Raw genomic sequence first — 17,929 nt, 5'->3', positions numbered from 1 at the left:
TCAGCATTGCACCCAAAGCGTGCTCTTACTCACATTTGTTTTGTTCTGTTTATTTTTCATCTCGCTCGCCATAGCTTCAATATGCAACGTGGTTTATTTTGAACGACGTTTTTAATAAGTGTATAGAGAATAATGGGCTTTAACATCGTTTCCAGTGGAAGCTACCTGCCAACGAATCAATGGTCTGATCGAGAGATGGATCGCTTCCTAAAATTAGCGCCAGGGACCTGCCGAAATAAATTCGACGTTGAATATCGTCATGTAGCCAATACAAAAGAGACCGCTATTTACATGGCGGTGCAGGCAATAGAGCAGTGTTTAGGAAACACACATACCTTAAGCTCCGTTGATCTTCTTATCTACGCTAGCGGCACACACCACCAGTCTCTACCCTACGACGCCTCAGCGGTTCTCGCCGCGTTAGACGCTCCAACATGGCTAGAAAGCTTTGATTTGAACAGCACCTGTTTATCCTTTCTCTCTGCGCTTGATCTTGCCCAGAGTCTATTCTTAGCAAAACGATACCGTCGGATTCTTATTGTCACCAGCGAACTCGCCACTGGCATCACACTGAATCGAAATTTTACGCTCAAACCAGAAGTTGCAACGCTATTCGCAGACGGTGCCGCCGCATTTTTGCTCGAAGAACGCAACGATGATGGATTGCTCACCAGTCACTTTGAAACGCATCATACCGGGTATTCATTTTGTCAAATTAAGGGCGGAGGTAGTCATATCAATCCGCATACCTCTGAGCATCAAGCCTATTTAAAAAGTTGCCAGTTTGAGATGGAGGGCAAAGCACTCTTTAAACATGTGCGTAAAGCCTTACCAGCGTTTCTAAAAAAAGGGTTTGACGCCTCTCCGGTAACATTCAGCGATATTGATTATTTTCTTCCTCATCAAGCCAGCGCGCATGGATTAAAAAAACTGCCTTCACTCACCGGGCTACCAACAGAGAAAACCGTTAATCACTTTTCGACTTTGGGAAACCAAGTTGCCGCCTCACTCCCAATTAACTTACACTGGCTGCGTAATCAGCCAGAAGCCGCAGGAAAACATGTGTTATTAGCTGGCACCGCCGCAGGGTTGTCACTAGGGATGGGAGTGCTAAAACTATGAAGATATTGGTCACTGGTGGCAGCGGGATGTTGGGTAGCGCAATTCTGAGAATGTTTCACCAGCAGCATGAACTGCACTTTACAGCACGAAACACAGTCATCGCTAAACAACTCGCCGAGCAATTCGATGTTATCCCACATATAGTCGATTTAAGAGACCACTCAGCAGTTCATGCGGTATGCCAAGGTATGGATGCAATCATCCATTGTGCCGCTCTCTCAAGCCCATGGGGAAAGTGGCAGGCGTTTTATCAAGCCAATGTAGATGCCACCAAAAACCTCGTCAATGCGGCTAATACCTATCAAATCTCGCGTTTTATCCATATTTCCTCCACCAGCGTCTACTTTGACCATCAAGACCGTTGGAATATTCGAGAAACCGACGCCATAGCTTCATACTGGTGTAATGATTACGCACACACAAAATACCTATCGGAAATTGAAGCCGTAAAAGGCCAAAGCAAAGCGATCATTTTAAGACCGCGTGGCATTTTTGGACCCAATGATCGCGCGATTATCCCAAGAGTGCTTAAGGCGATAAAAAACAACACTCTGCTTCTGCCATCGGGTAGAAATCCTGTGGTTGATCTGACCTATGTCGACAACGTTGCCCATGCAGCGATGCTCGCTTGCACTCAGGCAGACCGACTTCAGCATGGTGATGTGTTCAACATTTCCAACAACGAACCAATGCCAATTGAGACTGTTCTGCAAGCTTTATGTGAGGGGTTAAACCTAAAAGTAACGTTACAATCATTACCATACGGCGTTGTATCACCATTATTAAAGCTCAGTGAGCAAATACGAAGGCACTTACCACATCAGCCAGAACCAAGGCTCACCTCATACAGCGCAGGATTGTTTAACTACCATCAAACTCTGGATATCAACAAGGCGAAACAAGCACTGAATTACCAACCGCTTTTTTCAATTCAAGAAGGAATACAGCAGTATGCAAACTGGTCTAAAAATAAAAATCTTTGAGGCTGGACACTGCGTACACCCAGGCTTTGTTGTCAAACCAGGCTCTGGTATCAAGCCTAGAGCATTTCCGGCAGCCGTTGCGTTAATTCAGCACCCAACACAAGGCAACATCCTGTTTGACACGGGATATCACGAGCACTTTTTTAGCGCGACTCGTCCCTTCCCTGAACGTTTTTATGCTTGGACAACACCTTGTCGCTATAAAAAAGAACACGGAATTGTTGCGCAGTTAGCAAAAGAAAGTCTCAAACCTCATGATATTGAACACTTGGTGCTCTCCCACTTCCATGCTGATCACATTGCTGCCGTGTCTGAGTTTCCCCACTCTCAATTGCATTGCCAACAAAAAGGGGTGAATGCAATTACTAAAAGTGGTCGAATTGGAGGCGTAAGAAAAGGATACCTAAAAGCTCTACTTCCTCCACAACTTGAATCTAACTTATTCATTCATGATGACTTTTCTGTACCAATCAGCCAAATTCTTCCTCAGTGCCAAGGTGTTAATTTGCTCTGTAAAGACATGTTCGACGACGGATTCATTTATATGGTTAGCTTGCCAGGCCATGCTGCGGGTCAAGTGGGCCTATTAGTTAAAAGAGAACGAGATTGGATGTTCTTACTCGCCGATGCATGTTGGTTAATTGAGAGCTTGAGTGAAAATATCGATCAGCATTGGCTGGCTAACATGCTTTGCGATGACACAAAGGCCTATAAAAACACCCTCTCCGAGTTGAGAAGTTGCTACCAACAAACCCACCACTTTGTTCGCTTCGTGCCTTCACATTGTCAGGAAACTATCCAGCAGCTAATCAAAGAAAGGTGGATGAAGTGATAACGCTTATCTCAGAATTCTGGCGAACCCGCTACCGCCCTTTCGGTTCAAGGGAACAAGTCGAAGCGTGGCAGCAACAACATTTAACGCAACACCTAGATTGGGTATGCTGTCATTCACCGTATTACCGCTCACTTCAAGGTGCAGCACTTAGTGATTTCCCTATCATGAATAAGCAAACCATGATGGAGAACCTCTCGGAGTTGAATACGAAAGGCTTAGATGCTGAACAGCTAATGCAACAAGCAGTCGAAGCAGAACAGTCACGCAACTTCGCCGCTTCGAAAGTTGGCGATGTTACTGTTGGGCTTTCTTCGGGCACATCAGGCATGCGCGGGTTGTTTCTTGCTGACAAACAGGAAACGCAACTATGGGCTGGCAATATATTGGCTCGCCTGTTGCCCAACCTATGGCAAAAGCACCGAATTGCGCTAGCCTTGCGCGCCAACAGCCCACTGTATAAATCCGTCGCGAAAGGCCCTGTCACATTCTTTTATGCGGATTTAACTAAACCTTACCAAGAATGGATAAAAGAGTTGGATGAGTTCCAACCCACGCTTTTGGTTGGTAGTGCGCAAGCTCTTCAGCTCTGCGCCCAGTTCAGCGGTCAATTTGGTCAACCCGCAATTCAACCACAGCGGATCATTTCTGGTGCAGAAGTCCTAACTGAGAGTGACCGTCACTTTATTTCTCAACGGTTCGACAGCGAACTCCATGAAGTCTATCAATGTACCGAAGGTTTTCTTGCATGTACTGATCAGCATGGACAAATGCGCTGGAATCAAGATGTTGTTTACATCGAAAAACATTGGCTGAATACCGAACGTACTCATTACAGCCCAATTATCACCGATTTTCGTCGTAAAACTCAGCCCATTATTCGTTATCAGCTCGACGATATTATTGAGAATAAACAGGATAATGGCGTATTTGAACCTCTTGGCGCGATTGCCGGACGATGTGGTGATCGCCTCACGCTAAACGCAAACCACGTCCCAGTGACGGTGTTACCAGATCTCATCTACCGCGCTATAACACTATTTGCCAAAGGTCGCGTGGATTACCGAATCACCCAAACAGGGTCACAAGCCATTCAAATTGAAGCGGATGTTCACCACCATCGGGTTATACATCAAGCCTTGATAAAGTTGTTTGACCAATTGCGGCTTGATCCTGTCAGATTTAGTTACCGCCCTGCGCCTATTTGGACGCCAATGAATAAACAACGACGTGTGGTGAACATATGCGGGTCTTAATCACCGGAGCCCGATCACCAGTTGCACTAGAGTGGGCAACCATGTGTATGCATCATGGACATGACGTAACTCTCACCGATTCGCTAAAAAAACCTCTAGGATCGTTTTTGCGAGGCATCGAGTCTTATATCCCCACCGCTTCGCCTCGATTTGCGTTTCCCACCTATCAACAGCAGATCCTAAAAATCATTACTCAGATGCGTATTGATATGGTGATACCCACTTGTGAAGAAGTGTATTACTTGGCTCATGTTGCCAAACAATGCCCAGAAGTAGATTTTTTTCTGCCCAATGTGGGACTACTCAATGCCCTGCACAACAAGTTGACCGTCTTTGAACAGCTTCAAAGTTTGCCAGAAATCACACTTCCAAAAACTCGTTTGGTCGCTGATAAAAGTGAGATTGAAATTAATAAGAGAACCGTTCTAAAGCCCGTTTACTCTCGGTTTGGCGGGCAAGTAATAAGAGATGTGACAACTCAGTCTATTTCTGCCGCCACGATATCGCCCCTTTACCCTTGGGTTCAGCAACAAAAAATCCATGGGACTCCGGTGTGTAACTATGCCATTTTTGAACATGGTGACCTTAAAGCACACCAAGCTTATGTGCCGAAATACTGTGTAAACGGCTCGGCCGCCAGTGCTTTTCAGCCGATCTCGTGCGAACGACTAGATACATTTATCGCCGCTTTTGGTAAACGTCATACTTATCATGGGCAAGTGTCGTTTGACTTCATCAAATCACAAGATGAACTCTACGTGATTGAATGTAACCCAAGAGCCACCAGTGGTTTGCACCTACTCTCGTCTAGATGCAGTCAACTGCTCCCTAATATGGCATTTACTGCCCCTTCCAAACTGCGACTGCATCATTTAGGGCCAATAACACTCATCGCTGAAGGTGGGTTATCCCTGTTCAAGGCTCGAACTTGGCAAGATTGGTGGTCTGGAGTGAATGTGATGCAACAGCATAACTTACCGGTCGGGAGCCAAATCCGGAGTATGTTTGAATTACTCCGGTTAGCTAGGCAGAACAAGACGAAGTGGAGCGACGCTTCTACCGTTGATATTGAGTGGAATGGAGAGGCATTGAACTCATGACACTTTCCTCTCAAGAATGGCATCAAACCTTTATCACTCTTATGCAGTCGAATCCCATTGATGAATGCACAGCAAGCTTTGGTTGCTACTATATCGATGATGTTGCCATTCCCTACTCCGTAACACCAAAAATACCAAACAACTGTTATGCAGTCTCCCCTATGACACTACTTAGTGGCTACGCCGAAGAAGAGCTTCACAAAGTCAAAAATGTGGCTGTTCGATGGGTATGTAAGTTACTTATTAATATGACTAAACCAATCTTATCATTGGCTAGATTGGATCAAGTCCAAACGCTCAACAATCAGTGCTTGTCCACCAATATGTATAGCGAACAATGGGCAGCCTTAAATCTCGATGAACTGCGTCGCGTCGCACTCGATCAATACCCCACCTTTCCCTTGGTGCTTCGATCCCTCAACCAGCGTCAGCATTCACACTTAATTCAGCGATTGAAGCAGCCAAAATGGCAAAGCTTGGTAACACGACAAGTGTATTTACTTGATGATTGGCAAGCGTTCAGCTTCAACCGAGATTTAACGAAAGACTTCAAACTGCTTAATGATAAAGATTGGCAGTTTAGGCCACTGACCACTGATGAAGAGTTTCAGCGTGCCAAAGAGTTATATGACATGCTTTACCTTGATAAATACAGTCTCAATAACATCCAGTTTTCAAGCCAATATTTAAAACAGGCGAGCCAGAACAAATTAGTACATTTAGTGGGACTGTTTTATCAAGAAGAGATGCTGGCTACGTTAGGCATTGTAGAAATTGATAATGATATGACTTGCCCAATTTTTGGCTACGATACCAATAAGCCACAACGCCTCGCATTGTATCGTCGAATATCGGCCTATACCATCCGCCATGCAATGATATACCAGCGTCGCTTTAATATGAGCTCAGGCGCTCCGGCTTTTAAACGCAACAGAAAAGCCCGGCCAGAAATTGAATTTAGCTATGTTTATATTGCGCACTTACCTTGGTACAAACGCATAATTTGGAAAAGCTTGTGCTGGCTCACTCAGCACTTTTATCGCCCTTTGTTGATGCGTTTTCAGCTATAAACCGACATCTATAATCAGGTAAGCCTGCGTACACAGTCTCAATCGATAAAAAAGCCTGCGACGTTCGCAGGCTTTTTATAATGGAGCTGTGTGAGGTAACCGTTTTCTACGGTGTGTAGTATGTTGCTGCGCCAGGGCCTACTGGTAAACCAAATACGAATACCCATAGGTAGAACAGCACACTCCAACCTACAATGAAGCAGATTGAGTAAGGTAGCATGGTCGCGATCAGCGTACCGATACCTAAGTTCTTCATGTAACGAGTCGCTACGGCAAGAATCAAACCAAAGTAGCTCATCATTGGAGTAATGATGTTTGTCGTCGAGTCACCAATTCGGTAAGCAGCCTGAATCGTTTCCGGTGCATAACCAACAAGCATCAACATAGGAACAAAAATCGGAGCCGTTACTGCCCACTGTGCCGATGCCGAACCAATCATTAGGTTGATAAAGCCACACATCAGGATGAAGGCAAAGAACAACATTGGACCAGTTAAGCCAATTTCTTGCAGGAAGCTAGCGCCAGCAACCGCGAATACCTGACCGAAGTTAGTCCATTTAAAGAAAGCAACGAACTGAGCCGCAAAGAAAACTAATACAATGTACATGCCCATAGAAGACATAGATTTCGCCATTGCATCAATTACATCGCGATCCGTCTTCATCGTGCCAACAACTTTACCAAACACAAAGCCTGGAATAGCAAAGAACACAAAGATGAATGCCACGATACTTTTCAGGAATGGTGAACCTGCAATTGTACCTGCATCAGAACGTAGAATGCCGTCTTCTGGAACAACCGTCCAAGCAAGCAGCGCTGAAACAACCAGTACAGCAACACCTGCTAGTTTTAGGCCTTTCTTCTCAATGTCTGTTAAGCCACCCATTTTGTCGTTCGACAAATCTTCTGAGGCTTCTTCTTCACTGTATTTGCCAAGCTTTGGCTCAACAATTTTTTCAGTAACAAACGCACCTGTGATTGCAATGAAGAATGTCGACACAAACATGAAGTACCAGTTAACTTCTGGACCAACAGTGTAAGTTGGGTCAATCATTTGCGCCGCCGTTTCAGTAATGCCTGACAACAGCGGGTCAACCGTACCAATAAGTAGGTTTGCTGAGTAACCACCAGATACACCAGCGAACGCCGCAGCAAGACCGGCAAGTGGATGACGACCTAAAGAATGGAACAGCATTGCAGCCAGTGGAATAAGTACCACATAGCCAAGCTCTGATGCCGTATTTGAAATGATACCCGCGAAAACGACCGTCACTGTTACCATGCGTTGAGATGCACCCATTACTAAGCCACGCATTGCTGCAGATAGCAAGCCTGAGTATTCAGCAATAGCAACACCCAACATCGCAACCAATACCGTACCCAAAGGTGCAAAGCCGACAAAGTTTTTCACTAGATTGGTAACGATTAGTTCAAGGCCATCAGCGTTAAGCAAGCTAACGACATGAATCATGCCATCCGCGGCACGACCTTTTGCACCCTCAGGACGAGGATCAACTACGGAAACTTCGAAGTATCCTGCAATACCCGACATCACCAGAATGGCTAAACAGAAAATGGCAAATAGTGTGATCGGGTGGGGTAATAAGTTCCCCAAATATTCGACAGTATCCAAAAAGCGCGTAAACAGCGGCTTCTTAGGCGAGTTTTGTTTAATTGAATCAGATGAACTCATCTGTTCCCTCCTTGTTTTTATTCCTATGCAAATGTGACAAAAATGTCAAAAAGCGTGCGAAGGGTACTTGAGTAGAAGGTCAAATAAAAGCCCTAAATGTTACAAACTGTGACGAACAGAGGCATTTATAACCAACATTGAATAAAAATGTAGATATTTCATCCATGTAAAATAATTAACTCAACATTATCAATCAAACAAAACCATAAGTTAGATATATGCAGGTTGATTACTTTTGCACAGCTTTGAATCTCGGGTTCGTTTTACAAATGACATAAAGACGCCCTCTCCGTTTTACAATCTGACAATCCGGATGACGACTTTTTGCACTTTTTAATGATTTTACTACCTTCATGATTTATTCCTTTTCGCTCTTAAATTGACCAAAACGACGGTTGAAGTTCGCAATGCGACCTTCGGTTTGTACAACGCGCTGTTTACCGGTGTAGTACGGGTGAGAAGCTGACGACACATCTAACGTAAAGTAAGGGTAAGTTTTGCCATCTTTCCATTCGATGGTTCTCTCCGTTTTCAACGTAGAACCAACGACAAAGTACTTATCTACACTGGTGTCGTGGAACACCACAGGACGATATTCAGGGTGGATTCCTGGTTTCATAATACTTTTCCTTTCAATTAAATTGTTATGTTATAACATTTTAATTAATAATCATTATCAACAAGAAAAGCAAGAGAAATTTGTGATACTTTTCATCTCAATGAATTCTTAAAGATGTCCATCATGTATTCCATCGAACCCATCGGCGTCATTGAGACACCGTACAAAGAAAAGTTTGCAGTTCCGCGCCAACCACGCTTAGTACCAGAGGCTAAAGCACGCGTAAAACTGTTAGGTGCAGCAAATAGCCCTGAAGCAGTGCGTGGGCTAGAACAGTTCTCTCACGTTTGGTTGTTGTTTCTATTTGATCAGAATCTGGAAGCTGGTTGGAAACCAACTGTACGTCCGCCACGATTAGGCGGCAATGAACGAATTGGTGTCTTTGCCTCGCGCTCGACTTTCCGTCCAAACGGAATCGGAATGTCAGCCGTTGAAGTGAAAGGAGTCACTAAGCAAGGCGATCAAATCTATCTTGATTTAGGCAGTGTAGATCTCGTGGATGGGACACCGATTGTGGATATTAAGCCTTATATTCCCTATTCGGATTCTATTTCGGAAGCACAAGGCGGATACGCAGACCAAGAACCAGAAAAGTCACAAGTCACCTTTTCTGCTCAAGCATTAGCAACGATAGAAAATCGATCCGATACTGACTATGTAAGATCAGTCATTGAACAAGTTCTGGCACAAGATCCTCGCCCTGCATATAAGAAAAACAAGCCGGACGACAAAGAATATGCGGTAAATTTGTTCGACTTGAACGTAAAGTTCACAGCAACAAGCAACTTAATAACGGTTACCGCTATTGAAAGCTTTTGACAAACGCAATTGGCTGATATTATAGACGGCTAACAAATTTCCCTTTAGGGAACTCCCATACTCCTGCTTATTCAAGCTTGAGTATCTAACTTAAATAAACGGATAAATTTAATGCGTACCAGTAATTATCTTCTTTCTACTCTGAAGGAGACTCCAAACGACGCAGAAGTAGTGAGCCACCAGCTCATGCTACGTGCAGGTATGATCCGTAAGCTGGCTTCAGGTTTATACACCTGGCTACCTACTGGTCTACGTGTACTGCGTAAAGTCGAAAACATCGTTCGTCAAGAAATCGACAATGCAGGCGCAGTCGAAACTTTGATGCCCGTTGTTCAGCCGTTTGAACTATGGGAAGAGACAGGCCGCAGCGAAAAGATGGGTCCTGAGCTACTTCGCTTTACTGACCGTCATGTTCGTCCGTTTGTACTTAGCCCAACCGCTGAAGAAGTGATCACTAGCCTTGTTCGCAATGAAGTGAGCTCTTACAAACAGCTTCCGCTAAACCTGTACCAAATCCAAACTAAATTCCGTGACGAACGACGCCCACGTTTTGGCGTAATGCGTTCACGTGAATTCTCAATGATGGATGCGTACAGCTTTGACATTGATAAAGACGGACTACAAAAGTCATACGACGCAATGCATGATGCTTACTGTAAAGCATTCGATCGCATGGGTCTGGATTACCGTCCTGTACTTGCAGATAGCGGTGCTATCGGTGGTAGCGGCTCTCAAGAGTTCCACGTACTGGCTGAAAGCGGCGAAGATATCATCGCATTTTCTAGCGAGTCAGATTACGCGGCAAACATTGAAAAAGCAGAAGCACTAGCTCCAGCCTCTGAGGCTGCGGCACCAACACAAGAAATGACGTTGGTTGATACGCCAAACGCGAAAACAATCGCTGAATTGGTTGAGCAGTTCGAACTACCAATTGAAAAAACAGTGAAAACACTGTTTGTGAAAGCATCTGACGAAGTTGATGCGCCAATCATCGCGCTTATTATTCGTGGTGATCATGAACTGAACGAAGTGAAAGCAGAAAACCTTCCTCAGGTTGCAGCTCCGCTGGAAATGGCATCTGAAGAAGAAATTCGTGCGCTTATCGGTGCAGGCCCTGGTTCACTAGGCCCTGTTGGCCTTAAACTGCCGTTCATTGTTGACCGCAGCGTTGCGGTAATGAGCGACTTCGGTGCGGGCGCGAACATCGATGGCAAACACTACTTCGGTATTAACTGGGGTCGTGATGTAGAGCTTGGTCAAGTTGAAGACCTACGTAACGTTGTGGAAGGTGACCCAAGCCCATGTGGCAAGGGCATTATCCAGCTTAAGCGTGGTATCGAAGTTGGCCATATCTTCCAACTAGGTAGCGCTTACTCCGCAGCGATGAACTGTGGTGTACTGGGTCCTGATGGTAAGAACGTCATCCTAGAAATGGGTTGTTACGGTATCGGTATCACTCGCGTAGTAGCGGCTGCTATTGAACAAAACCACGACAAATACGGCATCATCTGGCCAGATGCAATCGCACCATTCCAGGTAGCGATCGTTCCAATGAACATGCACAAGTCAGAAGAAGTGAAAGAAGCCGCTGAGAAATTGTACGCTGAGCTAACAGCAATGGGCATCGAAGTGCTATTTGACGACCGTAAAGAACGCCCAGGCGTAATGTTCTCTGACATGGAGCTTATTGGTGTACCGCATACCATTATTATCGGTGACCGCTCAATGAAAGAAGGCAACTTCGAATACAAGAACCGTGCTACTGGTGAGAAAACAGCAGTCGCAATGACTGACATTGTTGAGCACGTAAAAGCTCAACTAAAGTAAGCACTAGACGAGTTCGCATTTGAAGTAGTTTCAAATAGTTAAAAAGGGTTGGCTTCGGTCAGCCCTTTTTATTACAGTTCAACATCCTCCCTCCACCTTTTTCGAACTATTCACTTTGTTAATCTTTGGTTCAGCTTCTTGCTATTAAACTGATTTCATCATCTAAAGGAGGTCAGTTATGGATTTAAAAAGTCTTCTAAACCAAGCACTCAAATCAGACTTACTTAAGCAAGGTGCAGATGCATTGGGCAAACAAACCAACAACATCAAATCCTCATCAAATTCAAGTAGCCTAAAAACGCTAGGAGCAGGTGCTGTAGGCGGAGGCCTCATCGGTATGCTGATGGGCTCAAAGAAAAGTAAAAAAATGACTAAAAAAATAGGGTCAAGCGCATTAAAAGTCGGTGGCGCAGCTGCGCTTGGAGCCTTGGCCTACAAAGTGTATAACGACTGGCAAGCCAAGCAATCCGGTCAAGGTGTTCAAGAAACCTTTGACCCCGATGACAGTAAACACAGTGTCTTAATTTTAAAAGCAATGATTGGAGCTGCAAAAGCTGATGGTCACGTTGATGAAGAGGAAATGGCTCGCATTGAACAAGCTCTCGCGGATATGGGCGCAGATGAGCACGTTCGTCACCTCGTTCAGCAAGAGTTAAACAAACCGCTTGATCCTGCTGAAATTGCTAATCAGGCGACCTCTCCTCAACAAGCGTCAGAAATTTACCTGGCGTCTTTGATCGTCGCTGATGAACAAAACTTTATGGAAAAAGCGTATCTGCAAGAACTAGCAAAACAACTTCAACTTTCACCAGAAGTCACTCAGCAGTTAGAAGCACAAATGCAGTGATTAAATCTCGCTCAAGCAAACCTTCAACTTGAGCCAAAACAACTCTGTACTTTGAGTTTCAAATCCGCTGTGTGTATATTGAGATAAGTTATCATTTAGTGGAAAGAAAACATGCAAGTATACGGCTGTTGTGAACTGGTTCGTGAGCTTTATGCTCAGATTGGTAGTGGCGATCAAGCTTATATTCCCCAAGCAATTTCATGTGCAGTTAAAGCACTGAACGATGTTGCAGCGGATGAGTCCCTGCCTAAAGAAGTGCGTGAAAAAGCGGCATTTGCTGCGGCAAACCTACTGATTTCAGATTTTGAGGATAAGTAATGAATCTAGCGAACTTTGAATCCATGGACCCTGTCATGCTGATGAGCATTGTGAATATGAAGCTACGCGATGACTTCGGAGGTGATCTGGACAAACTGGTGGCTTTCTTCGATATCGAGCGCACAGCACTGGAGACAAAACTGGCTTCTGCTGGTTTTGACTTTCTTCCAGAAGCAGGACAATTCCGTTAATCCACACCATGCTTGGCGGATAACCGAAACGAGAATAACCAATATGAAAAAGGGCTTGATGAGTTACCATCAAGCCCTTTTCTTTTATTCGATAGACGTCTCGGTTAGCCAAATGAAGCCCAGATGACTGTCGCCACAAGAATTGGACATACAAACTTCACATACGCAGGCCATAACTTACCAAACCAACCTTGCGTAAACTCCGGGCAACCTTGCTCAAGCTCTTTGATTTTTGAGTTGCGATTCCATACCCAACCACCAAATAAGCAGAATAAGAGCGCAGCGGTTGGTTGTAGATACTGAGTAGCAACCGTCGCGACCATACCAAATAGAGCACCAAAATTATAAACAATCACCACACTGAACAAAGCAATGAGACCACCTAAAACCCAGCTCGTTGCGCTGCGCTTAGTATTGAAGCGCTCACTCACTAAAGCCACTGGACACTCTAACATTGAAATGGAAGACGTTAGCGCCGCAATCGTCAACAATAAGAAGAACACAATAGAGAATAATTGACCAAGCAAACCTAAACTATCAAACATTAGTGGCAATACCGTAAACACTAACGTATCTGAGCTTAAGAGAGAGCCATCTTCTGCATAGATTTGAACGCCCTTTTGCATTGCTACAAACATCGCTGGCATCACCACTAACCCTGCAATGAAAGCAACGGCAGTATCTACCATGGTCACGTTCATCGCCATCTTTGGTAGGTTTTCTTTCTTACTCAAGTAAGATCCGTAAATCAGCATTGAACAGCCACCGATCGTAAGCGAGAAGAAGCCCTGTCCCATTGCAGCAAGAATCAACTTGCGGTCCCATACCTTTTCAAAATCCGGCACTAGGTAATGTTTCAGACCTTCCATCGCACCGTTTTGCGTCATGATGTAAGCAAATAGCAGAGCAAACAGAACAAACAATGCTGGCATCAAACGTGTGGACCACTTCTCAATACCTTGTTTTACGCCACCTTGTACGATGAGAATCGTCAGTACATAAAAAGTAATGGTTCCGAACAAGTTACGTTCAACACTAAAGCCCTTTAGCCAATGAGTTGCAGCTTCTAACCCCATTAGATCTGTGATTGCACCCAGTAAAAAGCAGATCAACCAACCACCAACAATTGAATAAAACGCTAAGACAGCGCTTGGTACGCTTAAACCAATCCAACCCACAATGCCGCCGAGCTTTTTACTGGTAGGGTTATCTGTGATTGCACGCATACTGTCTACAGGGTTGGCTTGACCATGGCGACCAATCGCCATTTCAACCACCAGCATCGGAAATGCGACGATAAGAATCATCACCAAATAAACTAATAGGAAAGCACCGCCACCATTACTGGCTGCTTGAGTTGGGAAGCCCCAAATATTGCCAAGGCCAACTGCGGCACCTGCGGCAGCTAAGATGAACCCGAGACGAGAGCCAAAATGCTCGCGAGGCTGAGAAGAGGTTTGCTGTGTCATACTACTCACACAAAAATATCATTGAACTAGCTAACTAGTACACTATAGCAATATTCACTATTCAACAAGAGCACCTCGGTTAAATCCTCGACAGTTGAAACAATTTGTAGTCATTCAGCTTGTAAATTTTAACGTACATCTCATATTCATCGCTCAAAAGCCTCGCGACTGTTGTTCGTTTTACGTGGCTGAATTTTACCAATCCTTCTGCCGTGAAGTGAGCCGAAAAATAATGAGCTCTGGTGTAAGGGACGAACTGTTCCTCGTGATACTGTGTCGAAAAGCAGAATATTGTGCTTCGCTTTTTCCCCCTAATGTCTATTTATCAGCTAGTTATTACTCTGTTCTCATTTATACCCATGATTCAAGGAGAGGAAAATGAAGGTCACCCTACTTCACGGAGCGATGGTTGTAGCACTCAGCGCCAGCTACCAAGCTCAAGCCTATAACTGTCAAAGTCTACCCGACTGGGACAGCACTGCGACTTATACATCGGGCGCTTTAGTAAAAACGCAAGGAGCCGCTTATGAGGCTGCATATTGGACGCAAGGCAATGATCCCGTGACCAACTCAGGATCTTGGGAAGCATGGAAAGCGTTAGGGCAATGTGATGGTGGAAGCAACAATTTATCACCAACGGTGTCGTTCTCCTCTCCAATAAACAACGCACAAATTCCCGAAGGCAGTGCGATCACTTTGTTAGCCAACGCAGCTGACGAAGATGGCCAAATCACACAAATTGAGTTTGTTGCAGGCAACCAAACCGTTGCTGTGGTAACTCAAGCACCATTCGAAGCTTCTTGGACAGCTATTGAAGGGATCTCGCAATTGACCGCAATTGCGACAGATAATGAGGGAGCTGTTAGCACCACGACGATTTCTATCCAAGTTCAACCACAAGTCGAATTACCGCCACCAAGCATTTCATTGACAAGCCCAGTAGGCACAGAAGTGCTTAATGTAGGCGATAACCTAACCGTAGCCGCTCAAGCTGACGATATTGATGGTGTGGTCACACAAGTTGAGTTCTTCGTAAACAATCAATCTGTCGCCATTGATACTAGCGCACCTTACGAATATCAATGGACCGCTAGTCCAGGTACATACTCGTTCAAAGCACAAGCGACTGATGATACAAACCTCGCAACGATGAGCCAAGAAGTAGCGCTGGTTATTAGTAATTCAGAAACCGGAACGGGCGGATGTCCAGATGCAGTACCTTATGTGGCAGGCACAAGTTATCAAGCTGGCGACCTGGTTTCTCACTTCAACCAAAAATATCGTTGTGATGTTGCTGGTTGGTGCTCCTCGGATGCGACATGGGCTTACGAGCCTGGTGAAGGGCTATACTGGCAAGATGCTTGGAGTGGCCTAGGTGCTTGTTCGACACCACCGCAAGTTACCATTGCGGCACCAACGGATGGACAAGTCGTGCTCGCTGGCAGCAATAACGAAATCACGGCAAACGCAAGCGATGCTGATGGCACAGTCACGCAAGTTGAGTTTTTTGCGAACAACACCAGCTTAGGGGTCACCACTCAAGCGCCATATTCCGTTACTTGGAACGCCACACTTATTGGCGCTAACCAGCTTAAAGCCGTCGCAACCGATAATGATAACAACACGTCAGAGTCCCTGGTTGGTGTGGAAGTCAGCGATAAAGATTTGGTCGTCTCTCTGACTTCACCAAGCAGCGGTCAGACCACCGGATTAGGCAAAAGCCTCGCATTAAGCGCCGATGCAACGTCTTTAACTTCAGGCATTAAACACGTTGATTTCATGATCAACGGCTCTATTGTTGCAACCGATACCACGGCACCTTACACAGCCAACTGGACACCAACTGCACTTGGTAACTTTACAGTTAGCGCCCAAGCTGTGGATTTGTCAGGAAGCAATGCATTGTCTGACGCCGCAGCAATAACGGTGGTTGAGCAAGTAGAGAAACGCCATAAACTCATCGGTTACTGGCACAATTTTGTAAATGGTGCGGGCTGTCCAATTCGTCTAGCAGATATGGCAGATGCTTGGGATGTGATTGATATTGCCTTTGCTGAAAATGATCGCAACAGTGATGGCACTGTGCACTTTAATCTATATTCAGGCGATATTTACAGCGATTGTCCAGCACTCGATCCAACACAATTCAAGCAGGACATGGCAGCGCTTCAAGCTAAAGGTAAGAAGTTTGTTCTCTCTCTTGGCGGCGCAGAAGGCACGATTACGCTGAATACCGACCAAGATGAAGCAAACTTTGTCTCTAGCCTAACAGGTCTTATCGCTGATTGGGGCTTTGATGGTCTAGATGTGGATTTAGAGAGTGGTTCTAACTTAGTTCATGGCTCGCAAATTCAAGCTCGCCTTGGTCGTGCTTTGCTTCAAATAGAGCAAAACATGGGTGGCGATATGTACCTAACCATGGCGCCTGAGCACCCTTATGTTCAAGGCGGCTATGTAGCTTACAGCGGTATTTGGGGAGCTTACATTCCTGTGATAAACGAGACACGCAGCACGCTCGACTTGCTTCACGTCCAGTTATATAACAACGGCGGTTTGCCAAACCCATACCTGCCAGGCAGTGCACCAGAAGGCTCTGTGGATATGATGGTAGCGCAATCTAAAATGCTTATCGAAGGTTTTGAGTTGGCCGACGGCACTCAATTTGCACCATTGCGCGATGATCAAGTCGCAATCGGTTTACCTTCAGGTCCTAGCTCGGCAAATTCAGGGCAGGCTCCAACACAGAATATTATCAACGCACTAGATTGTTTAACCAAAGGCACTTCATGTGGCACCGTTAAACCAGCGTACCATTACCCGAATTATGCAGGAGTAATGACATGGTCTATCAACTGGGATCAGCATGATGGCTTTAACTTCTCAAAACCTGTCGGCGATAAACTCACCGAGATGAATGCGCAATAAGCTATCAAAGAATAAGCGAGTAAAACGCAAAGAGAGCACAATAGTGCTCTCTTTCTTTATCTCATCGAGTTTTTGCTTTTTAATGAGTAATTAAATCGTAAATACTCGGTAATCTTTTAGCTCAGGGATTTTCTTCAACAGATCGTTTTCTTGCCCTGCCATGTCATCCAGCGAATCGCACAAGTCTTCTGCTTGTTGTTCTACCTCTTTCGAATGCTCGGCTAAACGCTCTTCTACTTTCGCGCTGAGTTCAGCCATACTCTCTGATAATGCAGTGAGGTTTATCCCTCCCTCTTCCTTCATTTTTTTCGATAAAGCATCCAACGAACTGGCTAAAAACTCTTTATTGAAGATCTCTTGTGCTTTTGCAAAGTCTTCAGTCCACCCTTGTGTCATAGACTCAAAACTCTCCGCAGGCAGGATGAAATCACCATCTTTGTAGTAACGTGATTCAACATCAGCGAAAAAGTCCTTTACTGCGACTTTTACATTATCAAACGCACCAGGTGCATCGAGGCTTTCCGCAACATCATCAATAATATCATTCGCAAGCGCTAAACCATCACTCGCCAATTGCTTTGCTTGTGGAATATACGCGTTCATTTTTTCGCGATAGTCTTCAATTGCCGCTTTTTGGTCGGCATTGAGTTCAATTAGCTCACCTTTGATGAAGAGGTTGTTATCCTCATCCACGACAGCTTTATCACCTGTCGTTTGGCGAATTTCCAAGCTTTGCCCATCCATACGGACTTCATTATTGATGTCCACACGACACTGCGCTGCATAACCAGTAGCACTGACCATCAGCAATGAGAGTGTAAAAAGCTTTTTCATGTCATTCTCTTTTATTTAACATTA

Annotated in this window: 17 protein-coding genes; 12 read left to right on the top strand and 5 right to left on the bottom strand. The window is 45.0% G+C overall.

Going from position 1 to position 17,929, the window contains the following annotated elements:
• The first annotated feature begins 132 nt into the window (after positions 1 to 132).
• The 6 genes from R8N49_RS03380 to R8N49_RS03355 are packed head-to-tail and all read left to right on the top strand — an operon-like array spanning position 133 to position 6,363.
• Positions 133 to 1,122, top strand: coding sequence for a ketoacyl-ACP synthase III (locus tag R8N49_RS03380; RefSeq protein WP_186584723.1), 990 nt, complete (start codon positions 133 to 135; stop codon positions 1,120 to 1,122).
• Positions 1,119 to 2,105, top strand: a complete 987-nt coding sequence (locus R8N49_RS03375) for an NAD-dependent epimerase/dehydratase family protein (RefSeq protein WP_186584722.1) — start codon at positions 1,119 to 1,121, stop codon at positions 2,103 to 2,105. The genes R8N49_RS03380 and R8N49_RS03375 overlap by 4 nt, the downstream gene beginning before the upstream one ends.
• The gene (locus tag R8N49_RS03370) at positions 2,074 to 2,937 is read left to right on the top strand and encodes an MBL fold metallo-hydrolase (RefSeq protein ID WP_186584721.1); all 864 of its coding nucleotides are present in this window, start codon (positions 2,074 to 2,076) and stop codon (positions 2,935 to 2,937) included. The genes R8N49_RS03375 and R8N49_RS03370 overlap by 32 nt, the downstream gene beginning before the upstream one ends.
• The gene (locus R8N49_RS03365) at positions 2,925 to 4,193 is read left to right on the top strand and encodes a F390 synthetase-related protein (protein ID WP_390904731.1); all 1,269 of its coding nucleotides are present in this window, start codon (positions 2,925 to 2,927) and stop codon (positions 4,191 to 4,193) included. The genes R8N49_RS03370 and R8N49_RS03365 overlap by 13 nt, the downstream gene beginning before the upstream one ends.
• Positions 4,181 to 5,293, top strand: coding sequence for an ATP-grasp domain-containing protein (locus tag R8N49_RS03360; protein WP_186584718.1), 1,113 nt, complete (start codon positions 4,181 to 4,183; stop codon positions 5,291 to 5,293). Before R8N49_RS03365 ends, R8N49_RS03360 begins: the two co-directional genes overlap by 13 nt.
• On the top strand, positions 5,290 to 6,363 hold the full coding sequence (locus R8N49_RS03355; protein WP_186584716.1) for a hypothetical protein: 1,074 nt from the start codon (positions 5,290 to 5,292) through the stop codon (positions 6,361 to 6,363). The genes R8N49_RS03360 and R8N49_RS03355 overlap by 4 nt, the downstream gene beginning before the upstream one ends.
• A 106-nt stretch (positions 6,364 to 6,469) precedes the next feature.
• Here R8N49_RS03355 and R8N49_RS03350 read toward each other — a convergent pair whose 3' ends face one another.
• The 3 genes from R8N49_RS03350 to R8N49_RS03340 form a co-directional block, all read right to left on the bottom strand.
• Positions 6,470 to 8,056, bottom strand: a complete 1,587-nt coding sequence (locus tag R8N49_RS03350; protein WP_005380301.1) for an AbgT family transporter — start codon at positions 8,054 to 8,056, stop codon at positions 6,470 to 6,472.
• A 229-nt stretch (positions 8,057 to 8,285) separates the two neighbouring features.
• On the bottom strand, positions 8,286 to 8,411 hold the full coding sequence (gene ykgO, locus R8N49_RS03345; protein WP_005380299.1) for a type B 50S ribosomal protein L36: 126 nt from the start codon (positions 8,409 to 8,411) through the stop codon (positions 8,286 to 8,288).
• Positions 8,412 to 8,414: 3 nt separating this feature from the next.
• Complete coding sequence (locus R8N49_RS03340) at positions 8,415 to 8,675, bottom strand: type B 50S ribosomal protein L31 (protein ID WP_005380295.1); 261 nt, start codon at positions 8,673 to 8,675, stop codon at positions 8,415 to 8,417.
• 123 nt (positions 8,676 to 8,798) lie between these two features.
• Between R8N49_RS03340 and tsaA the strand changes: the two genes are divergently transcribed.
• The 5 genes from tsaA (at position 8,799) to R8N49_RS03315 (ending at position 12,677) form a co-directional block, all read left to right on the top strand.
• Positions 8,799 to 9,494 (top strand): tRNA (N6-threonylcarbamoyladenosine(37)-N6)-methyltransferase TrmO, encoded by a 696-nt coding sequence (gene tsaA / locus R8N49_RS03335; RefSeq protein ID WP_005380294.1) that lies wholly within the window; start codon positions 8,799 to 8,801, stop codon positions 9,492 to 9,494.
• A gap of 111 nt (positions 9,495 to 9,605) precedes the next feature.
• Positions 9,606 to 11,321, top strand: a complete 1,716-nt coding sequence (locus R8N49_RS03330) for a proline--tRNA ligase (RefSeq protein ID WP_186584714.1) — start codon at positions 9,606 to 9,608, stop codon at positions 11,319 to 11,321.
• Between the two features lie 178 nt (positions 11,322 to 11,499).
• Positions 11,500 to 12,168, top strand: coding sequence for a tellurite resistance TerB family protein (locus R8N49_RS03325; protein ID WP_005380291.1), 669 nt, complete (start codon positions 11,500 to 11,502; stop codon positions 12,166 to 12,168).
• Between the two features lie 111 nt (positions 12,169 to 12,279).
• Positions 12,280 to 12,486 carry a YaeP family protein gene (locus R8N49_RS03320; protein WP_005391765.1) on the top strand — a complete coding sequence of 69 codons (207 nt, stop codon included), beginning with the start codon at positions 12,280 to 12,282 and terminating at the stop codon, positions 12,484 to 12,486.
• Entirely contained in the window at positions 12,486 to 12,677 is a 192-nt protein-coding gene (locus tag R8N49_RS03315) for a DUF4250 domain-containing protein (protein ID WP_005380289.1), read from the top strand. The genes R8N49_RS03320 and R8N49_RS03315 overlap by 1 nt, the downstream gene beginning before the upstream one ends.
• Positions 12,678 to 12,781: 104 nt before the next feature.
• Here R8N49_RS03315 and R8N49_RS03310 read toward each other — a convergent pair whose 3' ends face one another.
• Positions 12,782 to 14,146, bottom strand: a complete 1,365-nt coding sequence (locus R8N49_RS03310; protein ID WP_171346133.1) for a sodium-dependent transporter — start codon at positions 14,144 to 14,146, stop codon at positions 12,782 to 12,784.
• Between the two features lie 378 nt (positions 14,147 to 14,524).
• Between R8N49_RS03310 and R8N49_RS03305 the strand changes: the two genes are divergently transcribed.
• Positions 14,525 to 17,071 carry an Ig-like domain-containing protein gene (locus R8N49_RS03305; protein WP_186584712.1) on the top strand — a complete coding sequence of 849 codons (2,547 nt, stop codon included), beginning with the start codon at positions 14,525 to 14,527 and terminating at the stop codon, positions 17,069 to 17,071.
• 90 nt (positions 17,072 to 17,161) lie between these two features.
• Here R8N49_RS03305 and R8N49_RS03300 read toward each other — a convergent pair whose 3' ends face one another.
• Complete coding sequence (locus tag R8N49_RS03300; protein WP_005380283.1) at positions 17,162 to 17,905, bottom strand: YggN family protein; 744 nt, start codon at positions 17,903 to 17,905, stop codon at positions 17,162 to 17,164.
• Between the last annotated feature and the right edge of the window lie 24 nt (positions 17,906 to 17,929).

It is taken from the genome of Vibrio sp. 1978 (assembly GCF_033344345.1).
This window is presented reverse-complemented; position numbering and strand designations above follow the sequence as displayed.